This window comes from Yersinia aleksiciae, assembly GCF_001047675.1.
Lineage (GTDB): Bacteria > Pseudomonadota > Gammaproteobacteria > Enterobacterales > Enterobacteriaceae > Yersinia > Yersinia aleksiciae.
The window spans coordinates 2,875,042-2,895,620 of sequence record NZ_CP011975.1 but is presented as its reverse complement, the minus strand read 5'-3'; the positions used below and the strand labels follow the sequence as shown (position 1 = coordinate 2,895,620).

Sequence of the window (20,579 nt, the reverse complement as noted above, 5' to 3'; positions counted from 1 at the left end):
GTTACAGGGTTTTGTTCACCTCGTAGACCTGTTCGTGCTCTTCCAGTAGCTCATCAGGGCTGTCTGCGGGCAAGGTGACAAACTTCATCAAGACGGCGGCGACAAGATATAGCCCCGAGAAGAGCCAAATAATGCCTTCGATACCTAAAGGGCCAATAAAAAGGGTAACGATCAATGGTCCAACAAAGGCGCAAAGTCCGGCCCCCAGATTGAGAACTGACATGGCCGCACCTTTATCCGTGGGCGCGAGACTTGGCATGATGGCTGACAAAGGAACAAATCCGGCGAAACAGGCCCCCAGCGCACCGGCGGCCAGCATGGTGTAGGTGTAACCTTCAACGCCAAAGTAAGTTGGGATGTAATAGAGCAGCAGGATAGAGATGGCGCTGCCCATACAGCCGAACCACATCACGGTATTCGTCCAGCCCCAGCGGTCACTGATCACACCGGACAATAAGTTGAAGACAATATTGACCGTCCACATAAAGGCATAGATAGACAACCACTGATCGCGGGTAAAACCAATCACATCTTGCAGATAGGTCGGCAGGAAAACGATCATGCCAAAAGCAAACGACAGGTTGATGGTACGAACAAGCCCCCCTAGCCCGATTTTGTAATTCTCAAAGGCGATCGACACCCCTTTGAACAGATAAGCGAAGGTTTTCGGTGGCGCATCCGTTAGCGCCGTGACTTTGCTCTCTTTGCTTAACATCAGGCCAATCACCGCCCCGATCAAAACAAACACAATTCCACTCCACAGTGTGTGTATTTCGCCTAATATCGGCAATGCAATACTGGCGTAGAACACCCCCAGAACACTTAATCCGCCAGTAAACACAAACCAGAAAATACCCACCGCCGACCCCAATTTAGCTCTGGGGGCTTCATAGGCGATCCAAACTAAAAAGCCGTATGAGAACAAGGGGTAGCCAAGTCCGCGTAGCGCATAGGTCGGGATCATAATTGACAGATTATTGCTGGGTAAGCCAAGGGATAAGAACAGCACAGAGCCAATCAGGAAAATCACGACACCGGCCGCCATCACCTTTTTCGCAGTAAACATTTCAGCTAAGACACCGGACAGCCATGCGGCAATCGCCACGGCAAAGCCGTACACACTGAACATCAGGCCAGACTCTTCAACCGTCAGACCGCGACGAATAATGAAATCAGAGAGCCAACTTTGCTCCAATCCCTCCCCGGTCATAAATATCAGTACACCGATATAACCTAATAATATTTTCTTAGGCAGCCCTATCCTTTTAATCAACATGTTTAGCATGGTGCATCACCTATGATTTGGAAATAATGCGATGACTACTGGATATTGGGATTGAGGACCACTTTAAGAGAGCCGATACCTTTGGTGACCATGTCAAAGCCTTCGGCAAATCTCTCCAGCGGTAGGATATGCGTCACCACACCATCGGTTGGCAGGTCACCGTTACGGATACCTTCGATGACCAGTGGGTAGCAGTAAGGCCCCAGATGTGACCCCAACACGTCCAGCTCTTTGCGGTCGCTGATGATGCTCCAATCAACGGTCACCGGATCTTTGAACACCGAGAACTCCACAAAAGTGCCCAACTTGCGTAGCAGCGTTAACCCCTGCTCAACCGCCTTTTGCGCACCAGTCGCCTCAATGTAGATATCGCAGCCATAGCCGTCGGTCATCTCTTTAACAATAGAAATCACGTCATCTTTGCTGGGGTTAAGCACTAAATCCGCACCGAATTTCTTCGCCAGTGCCAGTCGGTCATCGGACAAATCCAAAACAATCAGCTTACCGGGACCTGACTTCTTGATGGCCCCCACCATACCGAGCCCTAATGTCCCTGCCCCCGCCAGCACGACGACATCACCGAGTTTTATTTTAGCGCGCTGTACGGCGTGGAAAGAGCATGAGTAGGGTTCGATCAGAATGGCTTTTTCCAACGGAAGATCATCGGGAACAAGGTAGTTAATCGCCTCTTTGGTGAATTTCATATATTCAGCCATCGCGCCATTAACGTTGTGTTGGAAGCCGTAGAGATCGTGTTTTTCGCACATCCAATACTGTCCACGATTACAGAATCGGCACTCCCAGCAAGGAACAATCTGTTCCGAGGTTACCCGATCGCCTAACTTAAACCCCTCCACTTCCGCCCCCAAACCCACCACGTGGCCGATAAACTCATGGCCGGGGATCATCGGTGCCTTGATATAAGCGGGTTGCGTCTCATCCCCCCAAAAACTGGGCGCACCGCCAAAGGCTTTGGTATCACCAGCACAGATACCGCAGGCTTCGACCTTTACTAAAATCTCTTTCGCATCAATTGTCGGGACCGAAACTATCTGAAGTCGATAATCCCCCGGGCCATAGGCAACAACTGCCCGCATTTTTTCAGGAATATTTTCAAGCATCTGAGCATCTTTAGAACATTCGTTATACATGATTGACTCCTTCAACAATTATTCTTGTCATATATTTAAATTCGCCATAAACACGATATGAACATAAGATCTTTAAATGTACTATTGAACAGTACAATTAAGCAGCGGATTTACGCTATTAGAAAATACTCAGGCTGTGAGGGAGATCATAAATAAAAGAAAAACCGTAATACCCCTTGTTTTTGTGGGCAATTGAGGGCTTGGATAGAGTCAACAAGAGATCAAAACAACATCAAAGCTTTTTTAAAAATGATCATAAGTTTATTGACTGATCATATGAAAAGGATGAATATGATGGGCATATGAACATGATAATAACTTTTGTTTGATGCCGTTGTATCCTGTTCCTGATGCTGAAACACCCAGCTATCAGCTCGCCAATAATGTATGGCAGCAATAAAAGTGATTAATCGGGTTGCCGTTCAATTTGTTAAGGGGTGAAATATGTTATCTATTGCCATCGGCTGTGATGATGCGGCTATTGAGATGAAAAATCAGATTCTTACCTTTCTGCAAAACAAAAACATAACTGTCGTCGATTACAGTTGCGATCAACAACGCGAACCCACCCTCTATCCCGATATCGCCGTTCAGGTTGCTCAGACCATTAAAGATGGGAAGCATGAACGCGGGATTTTGATCTGTGGAACTGGCATTGGTATGAGTATCTCGGCCAATAAAGTGCTGGGCATTCGTGCCGCACAGTGCCATGACCCCTTCTCCGCCCAACGGGCCAGAAAAAGTAATAATGCACAGATCATCTGTCTGGGGGCGCGGGTGATTGGTGTTGAGTTAGCCAAAACCTTAGTCGATACCTGGCTTGATTGTGATTTCGATGGCGGTAGCTCAACCGAAAAGGTGGAACGCATCAGCTATTATGAGCAGCGACAAAATCTCTGAGATAACGCCTCTGCCATTCTTCAAGCTGGCAGCGACATGGGAAGGGATACGATAGCGAATAGCGAGGGAGTCATTGCGGGCTGTTAGCGGATTACGCCTCAGTAGCCCGCTGATTCAGCGCTCACCAGCCCGTGAGAAAGGAGAACAGCATCCAGAATAGGCACAGCACCGCAATCCCGGAGCCCCCGATGGTCACCAGCAGATTACCGCGCGATAGCACACTGAGTACAATGCCAATCAACACGGAGACCGGCATCAGCGCTAAGAAGAACGGCCAGGTATAGAGCAGAAAGAAGACGGTATTGGGGCCGTAGACAAAGAAGGGGATCGCAAACGCCAGCCAATAGAAAACAAAACCAGTGACACCACCGAGAAAGGAGTATGAAGGTTCATCCCGCTCCCGCTGTTCGTCGATCATCATTTGGGTGACATTCTGCATAGAAATCCTGTAGGTACAATTTACCAGCACGTTCTAAGGACGTTTTGCCGGCTTAGTCATTATACCCAAAGCCATTGACGTCACAGGTTGGCAGCAAGCTAACAACCCAGTGGCAGTAGGGGCTAAGGGTATTGGTTTAGGATTTGATAATAGCGCGACCACGCAGCACGTCTAACAATTGTTCAATCAAATTTGTTACTAATTGTTCACCCTGCAAATGAATATCTGCCTGCTCAGGTGATTCGTAAATAGAGTCGATGCCGGTGAAGTTTTTCAGCTCGCCAGCACGGGCTTTTTTGTATAAACCTTTAGGATCGCGAGCTTCGCAAATCGCCAACGGCGTATCAACAAACACCTCAATAAACTGGCCTGATGCCAACATATCGCGCACCATTTGTCGCTCGGCACGATGGGGCGAGATAAACGCCGTTAGCACCACCAGACCCGCGTCCACCATCAGTTTGGCGACTTCGCCGACCCGACGGATATTTTCGCGCCGATCGTCATCAGAAAAACCCAAGTCACGGCACAAACCATGGCGTACATTGTCGCCATCTAGCAAGTAAGTACTAACACCACGGGCGAACAGCGCTTGTTCCAGTGCGCCGGCCACCGTGGATTTTCCTGAGCCGGACAACCCAGTAAACCAGAGCACCACGCCCTGATGCCCATGCTGCTGCTCACGATCCTGTCGCGTTACCGCATGGGGGTGCCAGACGATATTCTCATCGGCTGGTGTCACGTGATCGATTGGCACGCTATTTCCCCCCTAACAGATCACGCGCACCCCAATGCGGGAAGTGGCGACGAACCAGCGCATTCAGCTCCAACTCAAACGCACTGAAGGCGGTACTTTCCTGATAAACCGACGCCAATGTTTCACGAATTAAACCCGCGCCGACCGTGACATTACTCAGCCGATCAATAAAGATCATGCCGCCGGTATCGCGATTACGCTGATAGCTGTCCAGCACCAGCGGCTCATCGAACGCCAGTTCAACTAAGCCGATGCCATTGAGTGGCAAGCTCTCCACCACCCGCTGAGTGAGCGAGTTGATCTCGACCTGATATTGGATATTTTCAACTCGTGCTCGGGTCTTTTTACCCGCCACTTTGATGTCATAACTCTGCCCAACCACCAGCGGTTGTTCAGCCATCCATACAATATCCACCAGCGCATTCTGCGCCGCTTTTAGGGTTTCACAGGCATCCACCAGCAGGTCACCACGGCTGATATCCACTTCATCGGTCAGTACCAGCGTGATAGCTTCACCGGGGACGGCTTGGGTCAAATCGCCATCAAAAGTGACGATACGCGCCACTGTCGACTCCACACCAGAGGGCAACACTTTCACTTTTTGCCCAACTCGCACCATGCCCGCTGACAAGGTGCCAGCATAGCCACGGAAATCCAGATTTGGCCGATTAACGTACTGCACCGGGAAGCGCAATGGCTGTTGGCGGCTGGCATTCACCACATCCACACTTTCCAGCACTTCAAGTAGCGTCGGGCCGGAGTACCAATTCATTCTCTCGCTAGGCGAGGCCACATTATCGCCATCCAGTGCGGAGAGCGGGACAAACTTAATATCCAGATCTGTCGGTAACTGCTCGGCAAAACTCAGGTAATCCTCTTTAAATTGCTCGAAGACACTCTCCTGATAATCCACCAAATCCATCTTGTTCACCGCCACGACTAAATGGCGAATACCCAGTAAGGTCGCAATAAAGCTGTGGCGACGGGTTTGATCCAACACCCCTTTGCGGGCATCAATCAACAAAATCGCCAGATCACAAGTTGACGCGCCGGTTGCCATGTTGCGGGTGTATTGCTCATGCCCCGGCGTGTCGGCAATGATAAATTTGCGCTTTTCAGTCGAGAAGTAACGATAAGCCACATCAATGGTGATGCCCTGCTCACGCTCGGCCTGTAAGCCATCCACCAGTAGCGCCAGATCCAGTTTTTCGCCCTGTGTACCGATGCGTTTGCTGTCAGTATGTAGCGTAGTAAGCTGATCTTCGTAGATTTGGCGAGTATCGTGCAGCAAACGCCCAATCAGGGTACTTTTGCCGTCATCGACGCTGCCGCAGGTCAAAAAGCGCAGCATAGTTTTATGCTGCTGCGCATGCAGGTAGGCTTCTACACCACCTTCGTTGGCGATTTGCTCGGCGATGGAGCTGCTTTGTAGAATCATCGACCTGTTTTCTGGTGCTGATGGTTGGGCAGTAACAGGTTGAGTTTGTAATTTGGTGTTCATCGGGCGCTCCTCAGAAATATCCCTGACGCTTTTTAAGCTCCATGGAGCCGGATTGATCGCGGTCGATCATACGACCCTGACGTTCACTGGTGGTCGAGATAAGCATCTCTTCGATGATGGCGGGCAAGGTTTCTGCCTCGGACTCCACCGCACCGGTCAGTGGCCAGCAACCCAATGTGCGAAAACGCACCATCTTCTGAGTAATGACCTCGCCCGGCTGTAAATCGATACGATCGTCATCCACCATGAGCAACATGCCATCACGTTCCAACACAGGCCGTGGTTTCGCCAGATACAGCGGCACAATGTCGATTTTCTCCAAGAAGATATATTGCCAGATATCCAGCTCAGTCCAGTTGGAGAGTGGGAAGACGCGGATACTTTCGCCTTTGTTAATCTGGCCGTTGTAGTTGTGCCACAGCTCAGGGCGCTGATTTTTCGGGTCCCAGCGGTGGAAACGGTCACGGAAAGAGTAGATTCGCTCTTTGGCACGTGATTTCTCTTCGTCACGCCGCGCGCCACCGAAAGCCGCATCAAAACCATATTTGTTCAGCGCCTGCTTGAGGCCCTCGGTTTTCATGATATCGGTATGTTTGGCACTGCCATGGACAAACGGATTTATTCCCATCGCTACCCCTTCCGGATTGCGATGCACCAGCAATTCGCAGCCAAAGGCTTTGGCTGTGCGGTCGCGGAATTCGTACATCTCACGGAATTTCCAGCCGGTATCCACATGCAATAACGGGAAGGGCAAGTTACCGGGGAAGAATGCCTTGCGCGCCAGATGCAGCATCACAGAGGAGTCCTTACCGATGGAGTAGAGCATCACCGGGTTACCGAATTCGGCGGCCACTTCACGGATGATATGGATGCTCTCCGCCTCCAATTGCCGTAAATGAGTGAGTCGTTTTTCGTCCATAACAGATCCTTTATGCCAAATTCACGACTGACGGGCTGATGGCCTGTTCAGTCTGTTGCTGTTGCCCAAACCAAGCGATTTGGTGATGTAAATCCACCACTTCACCGATAACCAGCAGTGCCGGTGTGGGAGCCTGATGTGCTAATGACTCTAGCTGGGCCAATGTGCCGGTCCGAACCTGTTGGTCCGCGCGGGTACCCCGACTGATGACCGCCACTGGCGTAGTGCTAGCGCGGCCATGAGTGATTAACTGCTGGCTGATTTCAGCCGCTTTTACGGTCCCCATGTAAATCGCCAGAGTCTGGCGGCCACGGGCCAGTGCTTGCCAATCCAACTCACCGCCATCGCTGCGGCAATGGCCGGTAATAAAGGTCACGCTCTGCGCATGGTCACGGTGTGTCAGGGGGATACCGGCGTAGGCTGTCGCCCCCGCAGCCGCCGTCACCCCCGGCACCACCTGAAACGCAATACCCGCACGCGCCACCACTTGTAACTCTTCGCCACCACGACCAAAGATAAAGGGATCGCCCCCCTTCAGCCGCACCACCCGCTTCCCTTGCTGTGCGAGTGTGACCAGTAATTGATTGGTCTCTTCCTGCGCCACCGAGTGCGCCCCCGCCCGTTTGCCGACACAAATACGTTCAGCATCGCGGCGAACCAAATCTAAAACCTCGGGGCTGACTAAATGGTCATACAGCACCACATCAGCCTGCTGAATAACTTGTAGGCCGCGTAAGGTCAGCAAGCCAGGATCGCCGGGGCCTGCACCCACTAAGGCCACTTCACCGAGCGTACTGCCCTGCCCCGCGATTGATTGTTGTAATTCGTCTTCTGCCTGCGCGAGCTGACCACGACTGATCAAGCTGGCAAAACGGCCACTGAAGGCGTTCTCCCAAAAGCGGCGACGTGCGCCCATTGAGTGAATCTGCTGCTTAACGCGGCTACGCCAACGCCCAGCCACTGCCGCCATGTCACCCAGACTGGCCGGCAACAATGCTTCCAGTTTCTCGCGCAATATCCGCGCCAACACGGGCGCTTGACCGGCAGAGGAGATCGCCACCACCAAGGGGGAGCGATCGACAATCGACGGGAAGATAAACGAGCAGAGAGGTTGATCATCCACCACATTGGCCAAAATATGCCGTTGATCAGCAGCAGCGAAAACAGCGGCATTCAGTGCGGTATCGTTAGTGGCCGCAATCACCAGAAACACCTCATCCAACTGTTCGGGCAAGAAGACCTTTGCCTGCCAGTGAATACGGTCATCCAGATACTGTTGTTCGAGTTCAGATGAAAGCGTTTGAGCCACTACCCGCACTTGAGCGCCAGCGCGGTGTAGCAATTCAATTTTTCGCGCAGCAACTTCACCGCCGCCAACCACCAGCACTGGGCGCTGTTTTAAGTCGGCAAATAGAGGTAGATAGTCCACAACATCCTTCGATTACATGATAAAGCGTAGGGTGACTATAGGTGGGGGGCCTGACCTTATGAAATGACGAAAAGTAATTACAAGTTCCATAATGATATATAGCCGTAATAGTATAGCTCCCAGCTATGTTAGCCCGTTTTGGCAGGGGCTTTTTTCGGGTCCATCTTTCTGCAATTTAAGAATCATACAAATTGTTAATTTGTGCAGACAGTTTCATACTAAGCACCGCTAAGCGCCGCGTTATCCATGCCAGCAGGCATGGCCCAGACTATAACAAGGATATTTCGGTATGTTTTCCCGCCGTTGCCTAAAGTGGGCATTATTCACCCTGTGTTTCAGTGCCGTGCTGCCATTGCAGGCCGCCACAACTCAAGCCGCTGGCAACATTGCTGAGCAGCAAACTCGCCATATTAGCACCTACTTCCCCGGCCGAATGGCGGGCAGTCCTGCCGAGCTACTGGCTGCCGAGTACATCAATCATCACTTTCAGCAGATGGGCTATCAAAGCAATATGCGCGGTTTTAATACCCGCTATCTCTATACCAGTAAAAATGGCAAGCAGAGCTGGCGGACACTGAGTGCGACATCAGTGATTGCGGCGCGCAACGCGACAGCCACGAATAATACTGCGGCCAGTAAAGCGGATGAACAGAAACAGATCGTGATCATGGCGCACTTTGATACTTACACGCCGCAAAGTGATACCGAGTTAGATAAAAATCTTGGGGGTCTGACACTGCAAGGTGTCGATGACAATGCCGCTGGAGTGGGTGTCATGCTGGAACTGGCCGAGCGTCTGAAAACCGTTCCACTGCGCTATGATCTGCGTTTTGTCGCCCTCAGCGCGGAGGAGATTGGGGCACAAGGCACCGAGAACTATCTGCAACGAATGAGCAAAACAGAGAGAGCCAATACCTTGTTGGTGATCAATCTGGATAATCTGATTACCGGTGACCGCCTCTATTTTAATGCCAGTAACCAACCCTCGGCCATTGCCGCCAAAGAGCAGGCACTGAAGTTGGCACGGCGTTATGGCATTACCGCCGCAACCGTTAAAAATCAGGTCAGCGCTCCGTGTCGGGTAGATAAAAATCTCTTCGCCACTGCTGGATTGCCGCTGTTATCCGTCGAAGCCAGTAACTACAGCTTAGGCAACAAAGAGGGTTGCCAGCAACGCGCCATCAGCAGCCACTTCCCACAAGGCACAACTCGCCACCAGAGTCAGTTGGATAACTTAAATTATCTGGATAAATTCTTACCGGGCCGCATCACTAAACGCACCCATGACACGGTAAAAATACTCCTCCCCCTGATCGAAACGTTAGCTGCCGCGAAGAAATAATTTTAGCGCTGCGAAGCGCTACGCAAAATGAACAAAAACACCATAAATTCAACGTTCAGGCGGTCATTTTGACCGCCTTTTTTCGTGTCTTTCGCGTATAACTCTCGGTGGGTATAACTCCTACAATTAATTGACTCAATCTCGATGGTGGGTGCAATACCCACCAGCAACTCACCTGGAGATCACATGGAGAGTGGCGAATTAATTGATTTAACCAAAGCATAGATGCTTAGGGAGTTAACCATGATCTACCCTATTTTTATCTTCAGTACCGATGAAGGATTCGACGGCTATTTTCCCGATATTGACGGCTGTTTCTTTGCGGGCAGTACCCTCGCTGATATCAGCAAAAATGCGGAGGAAGCCTTTGCTGTTCATATTGAAGCACTAATGGATGAGGGCTTTCCATTACCGACTCCGTCCAAGGATCCGCAACGCTATATTGGTGATCCACGCCTAAAAGAGGATGGTGGGATTTTGGGGTTTGTTGAGATTGATCCGGCCAAATATGAGAGTAAGGCAGTTAAATTCAATCTGACCATGTCACAAAACCTGCTGACTGCGATTGATAAATTTATCGCGACACACCCTGGCTATAAAAACCGGAGCCAGTTTTTGGCGGAGTTGGCTCGCGAGCGAATTATCAGCTAACGTGGAAAGAACAAGGGCGCTCACTGCGCCCTTGATATCACTCTCCGCTACATCAGCCTTCATGCAGGCCGCATTCACGCTTCAGGCCGAAGAAACGGGTCTCTTCCTCACTCATACCAGGTTCCCATTTACGGGTAGTATGGGTATCGCCGACAGAGAGATAGCCCTGCTCCCACAACGGATGATAGCTCAACCCGTTTTGCGTTAAATATTGATAAATCTGACGGTTATCCCAGTCAATGATCGGCAGCAGCTTAAATACCCCACGCTGGACAGCCAGAACCGGTAATTGCGCACGGCTGCCCGATTGCTCACGGCGTAGACCCGCAAACCAGGTTTGTGCGCCTAAGGTCTCCAGCGCCCGATTCATCGGCTCCACTTTGTTCAGCTCGTTGTAACGCTCAATGCCTTCGACACCCTGCTCCCACAACTTGCCATAGCGTGCCTCCTGCCAAGCGGGGCTTTGCGGCGCGCGGAACACCTGCAAATTAAGTTGCAGCTGCTCGGTCAACGCATCAATAAACTGATAGGTTTCTGGGAACAGATAGCCGGTATCCGTCAGGATGACCGGAATATCAGGGCGCTGGCGGGTCACCAGATGCAAGCAGACTGCTGCCTGAATCCCAAAACTGGAAGAGAGCACAAACTCACCGGGCAGATTTTCCAACGCCCAACTCACGCGCTCTTGAGCGGTTAAATGCTCAAGTTCGCCGTTAATCATGGCTAATGCTGCCGCTTGCTCTGCTTTTGGTCGCGCATTAAGCTCGCTCAAATTCATTTGGCTCACACCACCTCCTGCACTTCATAAAAGTCACGGGCTGAATCAATCACGGGTGCAATAACACCTGCGCGGATAACAAAGTCACCGAAACCTTCATCGGTATGGCGCTCTTTGGCCCAACGACCAACCAACTGATCAGTGATCGCTAAAATCTCATCTTCGGTAATGTTTTCACGGTACATCCGTGGGATGCGAGTCCCCTCACGGTTGCCGCCCAGATGCAGGTTATAACGGCCAACGGCTTTCCCCACCAGCCCCATCTCAGCCAGCAAAGCACGGCCACAGCCATTCGGGCAGCCCGTCACGCGCATCACAATATGCTCATCGGGCAGACCGTGCTGCTGCAAAATACCTTCAATACGGGTCACAAATTCCGGCAAGAAACGCTCAGCTTCCGCCATTGCCAGTGGGCAAGTTGGGAATGAAACGCACGCCATGGAGTTTTCACGTTGCGGGCTGACACTGTCATCCATCAAGCCATGTTCTCGCGCCAAAGCTTCAATGCGCGATTTATCTTTTTCCGGCACGCCCGCCACAATCAAGTTCTGGTTAGCCGTTAGGCGGAAATCGCCCTGATGAATTTTAGCCATCTCGGCGACGCCGGTTTTTAGGCTGCGGCCGGGGTAATCCAGCAGACGTCCATTCTCAATAAACAGGGTCAAATGCCACTTTTTATCAATACCTTTCACCCAGCCGATACGATCGCCACGGCCCGTAAACTGGTAGGGTTTGATGGCCCCAAAGCTCACACCCGCACGTTTTTCAACTTCAGCTTTGAATGTCTCAACGCCAACGCGCTCAAGTGTATATTTGGTTTTGGCATTTTTACGGTCGGTACGGTTGCCCCAGTCACGTTGGGTGGTGACCACAGCTTCAGCAATCGCCAAGGTGTGTTGCAGTGGGATATAACCGAATTCACTAGCCTTACGTGGATACGTATTCTTATCACCATGAGCAATAGATAGCCCACCGCCCACCAGCACGTTAAAGCCCACTAATTTGCCTTTTTCCGCTACCGCCACAAAGTTGAGGTCGTTAGCATGGAGATCGACATCATTTTGCGGCGGAATAACGACTGTGGTTTTAAATTTGCGCGGTAAATAGGTCGCACCAAGAATCGGCTCTTCATCGGTAGTAGCGACTTTCTCTGCATCCAACCAAATTTCGGCATAAGCACGAGTTCGTGGCAGCAGATGTTCAGAGATCTTTTTCGCCCATTCATAGGCTTCTTGATGCAGCACCGATTCAACCGGATTCGACGTACAGAGCACGTTACGGTTGACATCATTTGCTGTCGCCAGCGCATCTAGCCCCAATTGATTCAGCAACTGGTGAGCCGGTTTTACATTGCCCTTCAGAATGCCATGGAACTGAAAGGTCTGGCGGTTGGTGATACGAATACTGCCGTATAAGGTGTTATCCGCTGCGAATTTATCAATGCCCAACCACTGTTGCGGGGTAATAATCCCGCCCGGCAAGCGGCAACGCAGCATCATGGCGTGGCGGGGTTCCAGCTTCTGCTCAGCACGTTCTGCGCGGATATCGCGGTCATCTTGCTGATACATGCCGTGGAAACGGATCAACAGGAAGTTATCGCCATTGAAACCCCCAGTCAGCCCATCATTCAGATCTTTGGCAATGGTGCCGCGCAGGAAATTGCTTTCAGACTTCATGCGTTCGCCATCGGAGAGTTTTCCGGTCACGACCAGTGGCCCTGGGTGTTTTTCATTCATCAGTACACATCCCGCTGATAACGGCGCGCCAGGCGCAGCTCACTTAAATATTCATCAGCCTGCTCGGTATCCATTGCACCGTGCTCAGCCACCACGTCCAGTAAAACTTGCTCGACGTCTTTTGCCATGCGGTTAGCATCGCCACAGACGTAAATGTGGGCGCCTTGTTGGATCCAGCTCCACAGTTCTGCGCCCTGTTCGCGCAGTTTGTCTTGTACGTATATTTTATCGGCCTGATCGCGGGACCAAGCCAGATCAATGCGGGTCAGCAGGCCGTCTTTGACGTAGCGCTGCCATTCAACCTGATAGAGGAAGTCTTCGGTGAAGTGCGGATTGCCGAAGAGCAGCCAGTTCTTACCACTGGCACCAATGGCTTCACGCTGTTGCATAAAGGCACGGAATGGGGCGATACCGGTACCCGGCCCAATCATTATCACTGGCGTTTCTGGGTTAGCAGGCAAACGGAAGTTATCGTTATGTTCGATGAAAATGCGGATGTCACCATCCACCACCAGCCGGTCAGCCAGATACCCTGAAGCCCCCCCCGTGCGTGGTCGACCATCAATGTCATAACGCACCACGCCTACGGTGATATGCACTTCATTTTCAGTTTCCGCCTGCGAAGAGGCGATGGAGTAGAGGCGCGGGGTCAGTGGCCGCAGTAGCGCCACCAGTTGATCGGCATTTAGGTCTGATGGGGCCTGGCGCACCATATCAACGATTGGCGTATTTTTCGCATATTGTTGCAGCGCGGGTTTATCGGCCAACAAAGCAATCAGTGTTTCATCGCGAGAGAGCGCTGCGTATTTATCGACGATCACCGTGGTGTTCTGTGTGAGTTCAAGATGGCTGCGCAACCCTTGTACCAGTGGCATATTCTGCCCATCAATACTCACCGGCTCATCACCTTTGAGCCACAATAGTGCGAGCAGCTCTTCGACCAGTGCCGGGTCATTATCAAACCAGACCCCCAGCGCATCGCCCGGCTGGTAACGCAGCCCTGAGTCGCCTAAATCAATTTCAATGTGGCGCACATCTTTTTCTGAGTTACGGCCAGTCACTTTTTGCTGAACTGATAACTGCGCCGTCAGTGGCACGGTTTTGCTGTAGGGGCTGGAGGTAATTTCATCGACAGCACCACTTTGCGTAGCCGCGACTGCCGCCGTCGATTGGGCTGGAACTCTGGCCTGCAACGCCGCAACCACCTGCTGACGCCACTGCTGTGCTGATTCCTGATACTCCACATCGGCATCGACGCGATCCAAGAGCCGCTCAGCACCCAGCTCAGCCAGTTTGTTGTCGAAATCTTTACCGGCCTGACAGAAATGCTCGTATGACGTGTCACCAAGACTAAATACCGCAAACGCAGTTTCTGGTAATTTCGGCGCTTTTTTAGAGAAGAGGAATTTGTGCAATGCAACGGCTTCTTCCGCTGGCTCACCTTCGCCCTGAGTCGAGGCCACCACCACCAACAGGCGCTCCTGCGCAATCTGCTTAAACTTATAATCACCCGCATTGACCAGATTGACACTCAGCTTAGCGGCCAAAAGGTCATCGCGTAACTGTTCAGCTAGACGCCTTGCATTCCCCGTCTGAGAGGCCGAAATTAGGGTCACCGTCACTGCCGGTGATGCTATCGCCGCTGGAGTAACAACTGCGCCAGGTTGCTGATTAACCATGCCCCAGAAGTAGCCGGACAACCATGCCATTTGGGTTGGTGAGAGCTCACCAACCGCCGCTTGTAAGCGGGTCAACTGCTCCGGTGATAGCGGAAGTAAGGAAGTAAGAGGAGCCTGAGTCGTCATTGCAGTACGAATTCCTTTATGCTTTAGCCAGTGTCAGTCGATTATTTTCAGCAAGAAAATCTTTATGTTTGTAAGGTTAACCATCTCGATCATAACAATTAAAGAAGCGATGGAAATAATAAATAACTAAAACGACTAAGCGGTTTTTCAGGTAATCAATATGAGTTAAAGTGTTCAACTTATTAGGTAAATTTACAACAACGGATATCAAGCTCTGGGTTCAACCTGTCTGCCTATAAATCAGCAAGCTACGTCATGATTACCCAGCGCAATGGGCACAATGATGTTCATCATGGATAGATGTTCACCATCAGCACCAGTACTTTCCTGTATAGCCAGCATCGATACTTTCCGATACTATGCGGCGATTTTTTGAGTCAATAAGGCCAGAATTATGAGCACCACGCTATTTAAAGATTTTCAGTTTGAAGCCGCACATCGGCTACCCCATGTGCCAGCAGGGCACAAATGTGGTCGTTTGCACGGTCATTCATTTATGGTCCGCATCGAGGTGACGGGTGAAGTTGATGCTCACTCCGGTTGGGTGATGGATTTTGCTGATCTAAAAGCGGCATTTAATCCGATTTGGGAACGTTTGGATCACCACTATCTGAACGATATTCCTGGCTTGGAAAACCCAACCAGCGAAGTGCTGGCGAGCTGGATTTGGCAGCAGCTTAAACCGCAATTACCTGAGTTAAGCGCCGTGATGGTGAAAGAGACCTGTTCTGCGGGTTGCGTTTATCGCGGGTAAGGTTTGTGTCACCTACCAATAAGCATCTTCTTCGTGCGAAGAAAACCTAACACCCAAAGAATTTGACGTTACAGCTAGGCAGCAAGTGAATGAATCCCAATGAGCTTACATCAGTAAGTGATTTGGGTGAATGAGCACCGCAACACAGCTGCGGCGGCAAGGACGAAGCGGGCCCCCAAAGTCATTGATGTTGCAGCAAGGCAGCAAGTGAATGAATCCCAATGAGCTTACATTAGTAAGTGATTTGGGTGAATGAGCACCGCAACACAGCTGCGGCGGCAAGGACGAAGCGGGCCCCCAAAGTCATTGATGTTGCAGCAAGGCAGCAAGTGAATGAATCCCAATGAGCTTACATCAGTAAGTGATTTGGGTGAATGAGCACCGCAACACAGCTGCGGCGGCAAGGACGAAGGGGATTAAGCGATATTTAAATACTTATGTGTCTGCATGGAAAGCCGCCAGTTCTTGGCGATACAAGTTTCAATGCAAAGTTTGGTCGCCTCCTCTTTTTGACTGATGGGCTGCAACGCAATGATGCGTTTTTTATCATCATGCAGAGTGGCCAACAACGCCTCCAATGCTTCGATATCCCGTAAACGCCCCACCGGATGCTTAATTTCATCTGCGCGCTGCAATGCTTGCGGTAAGACTTTCAGGCCACCTCGCATATTCACTTTCGGCGAAACGGTGACCCAAGTGGCCGCCGAGCACTGCACTTCGTGTGTGCCGCTGGTTTCAATCTGACAGCTGTAGCCGGCATGCTCCAGCACAGAAGTTAGCGGTAGCAAATCGTAAATAGCGGGTTCGCCCCCAGTGATCACCACATGGCGAGCGGTATATCCTTGCTGGGAAAAGATATCCAATAGCTGCTGTTCACTGGCAGAACCCCAAGCATCACTTTCAGCGGTTTTCACCATAATGCGCTGCATATCGACTTCCCGATCGGCCTCTTTCTCCCAAGTATGCTTGGTGTCGCACCAACTACAGCCTACTGGGCAGCCCTGCAAGCGTACAAAAATCGCCGGAACACCGGTGAAGTAACCCTCGCCCTGCAAGGTCTGGAACATCTCATTAATCGGGTACAGCATCAGTATCTCTATATCGTGATTCAGGCCAATGGGCAATTATTGCAGATTCCCGCGCCTTCACCAAACTGGCAGCACCCAGACTGCCAGTTTGTTTGTATCAGAGCGTTACTCAATAACACCACAGGCCATGCGAGCACCGCCACCACCCAGTGGCATTGGATGGTCAGCATAGTTATCACCGCCAGCATGGATCATCAACGCATGTTTTTTCAGCTCGGATAGTGATTTCAGCCGCGGGGCCAAGACCTGATAGGTGGCAGTGCCATCGGCATTGACGACCAGTCCCGGTAGATCACCCAGATGCCCTTTGTCATTATAAGGGCCAAGATGGGTGCCGGTTTTTTGTGGGTCAAGATGGCCGCCAGCAGCAAGGGCTGGCACGGTTTTTCCGTCTTTCTGTCCAGGTGCACAACTTGGGTTTTCATGCAGATGGAAACCATGAGTACCAGCTGCCAGCCCAGTCAGATTGGGGGTGAACAATAAGCCATAAGCGGTTTCCGTTACCGTCACAGTGCCCAGCGCCTTGCCATTACCTTCGGGCAGGGATTCATTCATGGTCACGGTAATACCCGCAGCCAGTAAGCTGCCAGAGAACAGCATCGCCGGCAACAGTATGTATTTCAGTTTCATCAGTTATCTTCCTTTATGCATGATTATCGAATCATTCGGGTGATTAATAAGGATAACGGTTGATGAATTATCTGCACGGTAGCAGTGCCATAGATGTGAGTCAGATGAGGGTTATCAGCCAGATTCAGATAAATCTCGCCGGGATAAATCAAGAGATAACAATATGATGGGATCTATTCGGCAGGAGAGCGCAACGCCATAAAAAAACCCGCCGAAGCGGGTTTTATCAATCAACTGTAACAGAAGATATAGCGCAGTAATTACTGGCCTTTAACTTCTTTCAGACCGTTGAATGGTGCGCGGTCGCCCAGCGCTTCCTCAATCCGAATAAGCTGGTTGTATTTAGCAACACGGTCAGAACGGCTCATAGAACCAGTTTTGATTTGGCCTGCTGCGGTACCTACTGCCAGATCGGCAATGGTAGCATCTTCGGTTTCGCCTGAACGGTGAGAGATAACCGCGGTGTAACCTGCATCTTTCGCCATCTTGATAGCAGCCAGAGTTTCGGTCAGAGAACCGATCTGGTTGAATTTAATCAGGATAGAGTTAGCAACACCTTTCTCGATACCTTCTTTCAGGATCTTGGTGTTAGTGACAAACAGATCGTCACCAACCAGCTGGATTTTGTCACCCAGAACTTCGGTCTGGTATTTGAAGCCAGCCCAGTCAGATTCGTCCAGGCCATCTTCGATGGAGACGATTGGATACTGTTTAGTCAGGTCTTCCAGGAAGTGAGTGAACTCTTCAGAAGTGAAAGCTTTGTTGCCTTCGCCAGCCAGAACATATTTGCCATCTTTGTAGAATTCAGATGCAGCACAGTCCATCGCCAGAGTCACGTCTTTGCCTAACTCGTAGCCTGCTTGTTTTACCGCTTCAGCGATAACAGCCAGTGCTTCGGCGTTAGAACCCAAGTTAGGTGCATAACCGCCTTCGTCACCAACTGCTGTGCTCATGCCTTTGGATTTCAAAACTTTAGCCAAGGTATGGAACACTTCAGAACCGATGCGAACAGCTTCTTTCAGAGTTTTAGCGCCCACTGGCTGAATCATAAACTCTTGAATATCAACGTTGTTATCAGCATGTTCGCCGCCGTTGATGATGTTCATCATAGGCAGTGGCATAGAGAATTTGCCTGGGGTGCCGTTCAATTCAGCAATGTGCTCGTACAAAGGCATGCCTTTAGACGCTGCTGCTGCTTTCGCTGCTGCCAGAGAAACTGCCAGGATGGCGTTAGCACCAAACTGGGATTTGTTCTCAGTACCGTCCAAATCGATCATGATTTTATCGATGTTAGCCTGGTCTTTGGCATCTTTACCCAAAACTGCCTGAGCAATTGGACCATTTACTGCTGCAACGGCTTTCAGAACGCCTTTGCCCAGGAAACGGGATTTGTCACCGTCACGCAGTTCCAGTGCTTCACGGGAACCAGTAGATGCACCTGATGGTGCCGCAGCCAAACCAACAAAACCGCCTTCCAGATGAACTTCGGCTTCTACAGTTGGGTTACCACGGGAGTCGATGATTTCGCGACCGATGACTTTAACGATTTTGGACATTAGATTTTCCTCAGTACAAGTTAAACTAAAACTCCAGACAGAGGGGGCGACATCGCTGCCGCCCCTTCTACCAAATATTTTATTTCACCTGGCGCTTCTGATAATCACCAGCCGCTTTCACAAAGCCGGCGAACAACGGGTGACCATCACGTGGCGTCGAAGTAAATTCTGGATGGAACTGACAAGCCACAAACCATGGATGGTCTGGCAACTCGATAATTTCCACCAGTTTGTTATCCGCAGAACGCCCGGCAACGCGCAACCCGGCAGCTTCGATCTGCTTCAACAACATATTGTTTACTTCATAGCGATGACGATGGCGCTCAACGATGATTGGTTCACCATACATCTGACGTACCAGGCTACCTTCGGTCAGGTTGCATGGCTGGCCACCTACACGCATGGTACCGCCCAAATCGCTCTCTTCCGAACGCACTTCAACGTTGCCGTCTTCATCACGCCATTCGGTGATCAATGCAACCACCGGATACTTACAGTCTGGCACAAATTCTGTGGAGTTCGCGTTTTCCATTCCCACAACATTGCGGGCAAACTCCAACAGTGCAACCTGCATCCCCAAGCAAATGCCGAGGTAAGGAATATTGTGTTCACGGGCATAATTTGCCGTCAGAACCATGCCTTCCACACCACGGTAGCCGAACCCACCAGGAATAAGGATAGCATCCAGCCCCTTCAGCATCTCTTCGCCGCGTGTCTCAACATCCTGCGAATCAATCAACTTGATGTTCACTGTCAGGCGATTTTTCAGCCCACCGTGCTTCAAGGCTTCAATCACAGATTTATAGGCATCCGGCAATTCTACGTATTTACCAATCATCCCGATGGTCACTTCGCCACCCGGATTGGACTCTTCGTATAATACCTGTTCCCACTCTGCGAGATTTGCTTCAGGACAAGTTAAGCTGAATCGTTTACAAATATAATCGTCAAGGCCCTGTGATTTCAATAGCCCTGGGATTTTATAAATGGAATCAACGTCTTTTAGGGAGATAACCGCTTTTTCTGGCACATTACAGAACAGGGCTATTTTGGCACGTTCATTAGCAGGAACTGGGCGATCAGAACGACAAATCAGCACATCTGGCTGAATACCAATTGAAAGTAGCTCTTTTACCGAATGTTGCGTTGGCTTGGTTTTCACTTCACCGGCAGCCGCCAGATAAGGAACCAACGTCAGGTGCATGTAAAGCGTGTGCTCGCGGCCAACATCAACCGCCATCTGACGAATCGCTTCCAAGAATGGCAGGGATTCGATATCCCCTACAGTGCCGCCAATCTCAACCAATACGACATCGTGGCCTTCGCCGCCTTCGATGATGCGTTCTTTGATAGCATTGGTGATATGAGGAATAACCTGAATAGTTGCACCCAGATAGTCGCCACGACGCTCTTTACGCAGGACTTCAGAATAGATGCGGCCCGTAGTGAAGTTGTTACGACGGGTCATTTTAGTGCGAATGAAGCGCTCATAGTGCCCTAAGTCCAGATCGGTCTCAGCACCATCTTCGGTGACAAAAACTTCCCCGTGTTGTGTCGGGCTCATGGTGCCCGGATCCACGTTGATATACGGGTCCAGTTTCATGATGGTAACGTTGAGGCCACGGGCTTCAAGTATAGCCGCCAGAGAGGCTGCGGCAATGCCTTTACCCAGAGAGGATACTACCCCGCCGGTCACAAAAATATAATTAGTTGTCATGCTGAACCTGAGAGTTTAGGTTTAAAGACGATGGAAGTACCAGGACGGGAAAGTAGTATACCGGAACCTTGGTTTCGCTACAAATGATCTCCACGTCCACGGCGGTTTTCGCTGCCAAAACCGCGCGGAACGTCGTCTTAT

18 protein-coding genes are annotated in these 20,579 nt (G+C 50.8%); 4 read left to right on the top strand and 14 right to left on the bottom strand.

The window, feature by feature from the left end:
• Nucleotide 1 precedes the first annotated feature (1 nt).
• Both ACZ76_RS12940 and ACZ76_RS12935 read right to left on the bottom strand, forming a co-directional pair.
• Nucleotides 2–1,285 carry an MFS transporter gene (locus ACZ76_RS12940; RefSeq protein WP_048619279.1) on the bottom strand — a complete coding sequence of 428 codons (1,284 nt, stop codon included), beginning with the start codon at nucleotides 1,283–1,285 and terminating at the stop codon, nucleotides 2–4.
• A gap of 35 nt (nucleotides 1,286–1,320) precedes the next feature.
• Entirely contained in the window at nucleotides 1,321–2,436 is a 1,116-nt protein-coding gene (locus ACZ76_RS12935) for an MDR/zinc-dependent alcohol dehydrogenase-like family protein (protein WP_048619278.1), read from the bottom strand.
• Nucleotides 2,437–2,880: 444 nt separating this feature from the next.
• Between ACZ76_RS12935 and rpiB the strand changes: the two genes are divergently transcribed.
• Complete coding sequence (rpiB, locus tag ACZ76_RS12930) at nucleotides 2,881–3,336, top strand: ribose 5-phosphate isomerase B (RefSeq protein WP_048619277.1); 456 nt, start codon at nucleotides 2,881–2,883, stop codon at nucleotides 3,334–3,336.
• A gap of 121 nt (nucleotides 3,337–3,457) precedes the next feature.
• Here rpiB and ACZ76_RS12925 read toward each other — a convergent pair whose 3' ends face one another.
• From ACZ76_RS12925 to cysG, 5 genes are all read right to left on the bottom strand, one after another.
• Entirely contained in the window at nucleotides 3,458–3,775 is a 318-nt protein-coding gene (locus ACZ76_RS12925; RefSeq protein ID WP_048619276.1) for a DUF3561 family protein, read from the bottom strand.
• A gap of 136 nt (nucleotides 3,776–3,911) precedes the next feature.
• Complete coding sequence (gene cysC, locus ACZ76_RS12920) at nucleotides 3,912–4,532, bottom strand: adenylyl-sulfate kinase (protein WP_048619275.1); 621 nt, start codon at nucleotides 4,530–4,532, stop codon at nucleotides 3,912–3,914.
• Nucleotide 4,533: 1 nt separating this feature from the next.
• The gene (cysN, locus tag ACZ76_RS12915; protein ID WP_172684447.1) at nucleotides 4,534–6,033 is read right to left on the bottom strand and encodes a sulfate adenylyltransferase subunit CysN; all 1,500 of its coding nucleotides are present in this window, start codon (nucleotides 6,031–6,033) and stop codon (nucleotides 4,534–4,536) included.
• Nucleotides 6,034–6,043: 10 nt separating this feature from the next.
• Nucleotides 6,044–6,952, bottom strand: coding sequence for a sulfate adenylyltransferase subunit CysD (gene cysD / locus ACZ76_RS12910; RefSeq protein WP_048619274.1), 909 nt, complete (start codon nucleotides 6,950–6,952; stop codon nucleotides 6,044–6,046).
• Between the two features lie 10 nt (nucleotides 6,953–6,962).
• Nucleotides 6,963–8,381 carry a siroheme synthase CysG gene (cysG, locus tag ACZ76_RS12905; protein WP_048619273.1) on the bottom strand — a complete coding sequence of 473 codons (1,419 nt, stop codon included), beginning with the start codon at nucleotides 8,379–8,381 and terminating at the stop codon, nucleotides 6,963–6,965.
• A gap of 289 nt (nucleotides 8,382–8,670) precedes the next feature.
• Between cysG and ACZ76_RS12900 the strand changes: the two genes are divergently transcribed.
• Nucleotides 8,671–9,723, top strand: coding sequence for an aminopeptidase (locus ACZ76_RS12900; protein WP_048619272.1), 1,053 nt, complete (start codon nucleotides 8,671–8,673; stop codon nucleotides 9,721–9,723).
• A gap of 243 nt (nucleotides 9,724–9,966) precedes the next feature.
• On the top strand, nucleotides 9,967–10,374 hold the full coding sequence (locus ACZ76_RS12895; RefSeq protein ID WP_048619271.1) for a type II toxin-antitoxin system HicB family antitoxin: 408 nt from the start codon (nucleotides 9,967–9,969) through the stop codon (nucleotides 10,372–10,374).
• A 52-nt stretch (nucleotides 10,375–10,426) separates the two neighbouring features.
• Here the strand turns inward: ACZ76_RS12895 and ACZ76_RS12890 are convergent, their stop codons facing one another.
• Genes ACZ76_RS12890 through cysJ form a run of 3 tightly spaced genes read right to left on the bottom strand, consistent with a single transcriptional unit; the run spans nucleotide 10,427 to nucleotide 14,693 of the window.
• Nucleotides 10,427–11,161, bottom strand: coding sequence for a phosphoadenylyl-sulfate reductase (locus ACZ76_RS12890; protein ID WP_048619270.1), 735 nt, complete (start codon nucleotides 11,159–11,161; stop codon nucleotides 10,427–10,429).
• On the bottom strand, nucleotides 11,158–12,888 hold the full coding sequence (cysI, locus tag ACZ76_RS12885) for an assimilatory sulfite reductase (NADPH) hemoprotein subunit (protein WP_048619269.1): 1,731 nt from the start codon (nucleotides 12,886–12,888) through the stop codon (nucleotides 11,158–11,160). The genes ACZ76_RS12890 and cysI overlap by 4 nt, the downstream gene beginning before the upstream one ends.
• Complete coding sequence (gene cysJ, locus ACZ76_RS12880) at nucleotides 12,888–14,693, bottom strand: NADPH-dependent assimilatory sulfite reductase flavoprotein subunit (RefSeq protein ID WP_048619268.1); 1,806 nt, start codon at nucleotides 14,691–14,693, stop codon at nucleotides 12,888–12,890. The genes cysI and cysJ overlap by 1 nt, the downstream gene beginning before the upstream one ends.
• A 394-nt stretch (nucleotides 14,694–15,087) precedes the next feature.
• Between cysJ and queD the strand changes: the two genes are divergently transcribed.
• Nucleotides 15,088–15,447 (top strand): 6-carboxytetrahydropterin synthase QueD, encoded by a 360-nt coding sequence (gene queD / locus ACZ76_RS12875; protein ID WP_048619267.1) that lies wholly within the window; start codon nucleotides 15,088–15,090, stop codon nucleotides 15,445–15,447.
• A gap of 416 nt (nucleotides 15,448–15,863) precedes the next feature.
• On the opposite strand, the gene queE is transcribed toward queD, so the two are convergent.
• From queE to pyrG, 4 genes are all read right to left on the bottom strand, one after another.
• Nucleotides 15,864–16,535, bottom strand: a complete 672-nt coding sequence (gene queE / locus ACZ76_RS12870) for a 7-carboxy-7-deazaguanine synthase QueE (protein ID WP_048619266.1) — start codon at nucleotides 16,533–16,535, stop codon at nucleotides 15,864–15,866.
• A 105-nt stretch (nucleotides 16,536–16,640) separates the two neighbouring features.
• On the bottom strand, nucleotides 16,641–17,165 hold the full coding sequence (gene sodC, locus ACZ76_RS12865; RefSeq protein ID WP_048619265.1) for a superoxide dismutase family protein: 525 nt from the start codon (nucleotides 17,163–17,165) through the stop codon (nucleotides 16,641–16,643).
• Between the two features lie 260 nt (nucleotides 17,166–17,425).
• The gene (eno, locus tag ACZ76_RS12860) at nucleotides 17,426–18,721 is read right to left on the bottom strand and encodes a phosphopyruvate hydratase (RefSeq protein ID WP_004875041.1); all 1,296 of its coding nucleotides are present in this window, start codon (nucleotides 18,719–18,721) and stop codon (nucleotides 17,426–17,428) included.
• 79 nt (nucleotides 18,722–18,800) lie between these two features.
• Nucleotides 18,801–20,438 carry a glutamine hydrolyzing CTP synthase gene (gene pyrG / locus ACZ76_RS12855; protein ID WP_048619264.1) on the bottom strand — a complete coding sequence of 546 codons (1,638 nt, stop codon included), beginning with the start codon at nucleotides 20,436–20,438 and terminating at the stop codon, nucleotides 18,801–18,803.
• Nucleotides 20,439–20,579 lie beyond the last annotated feature (141 nt).

Coding starts and splice junctions, on each gene's coding strand:
- ACZ76_RS12940 (WP_048619279.1), bottom strand. CDS start 1,285: ATGCTAAACATGTTGATTAAAAGGATAGGGCTGCCTAAGAAAATATTA.
- ACZ76_RS12935 (WP_048619278.1), bottom strand. CDS start 2,436: ATGTATAACGAATGTTCTAAAGATGCTCAGATGCTTGAAAATATTCCT.
- rpiB (WP_048619277.1), top strand. CDS start 2,881: ATGTTATCTATTGCCATCGGCTGTGATGATGCGGCTATTGAGATGAAA.
- ACZ76_RS12925 (WP_048619276.1), bottom strand. CDS start 3,775: ATGCAGAATGTCACCCAAATGATGATCGACGAACAGCGGGAGCGGGAT.
- cysN (WP_172684447.1), bottom strand. CDS start 6,033: ATGAACACCAAATTACAAACTCAACCTGTTACTGCCCAACCATCAGCA.
- cysD (WP_048619274.1), bottom strand. CDS start 6,952: ATGGACGAAAAACGACTCACTCATTTACGGCAATTGGAGGCGGAGAGC.
- ACZ76_RS12900 (WP_048619272.1), top strand. CDS start 8,671: ATGTTTTCCCGCCGTTGCCTAAAGTGGGCATTATTCACCCTGTGTTTC.
- ACZ76_RS12895 (WP_048619271.1), top strand. CDS start 9,967: ATGATCTACCCTATTTTTATCTTCAGTACCGATGAAGGATTCGACGGC.
- cysI (WP_048619269.1), bottom strand. CDS start 12,888: ATGAATGAAAAACACCCAGGGCCACTGGTCGTGACCGGAAAACTCTCC.
- cysJ (WP_048619268.1), bottom strand. CDS start 14,693: ATGACGACTCAGGCTCCTCTTACTTCCTTACTTCCGCTATCACCGGAG.
- queD (WP_048619267.1), top strand. CDS start 15,088: ATGAGCACCACGCTATTTAAAGATTTTCAGTTTGAAGCCGCACATCGG.
- queE (WP_048619266.1), bottom strand. CDS start 16,535: ATGCTGTACCCGATTAATGAGATGTTCCAGACCTTGCAGGGCGAGGGT.
- sodC (WP_048619265.1), bottom strand. CDS start 17,165: ATGAAACTGAAATACATACTGTTGCCGGCGATGCTGTTCTCTGGCAGC.
- eno (WP_004875041.1), bottom strand. CDS start 18,721: ATGTCCAAAATCGTTAAAGTCATCGGTCGCGAAATCATCGACTCCCGT.
- pyrG (WP_048619264.1), bottom strand. CDS start 20,438: ATGACAACTAATTATATTTTTGTGACCGGCGGGGTAGTATCCTCTCTG.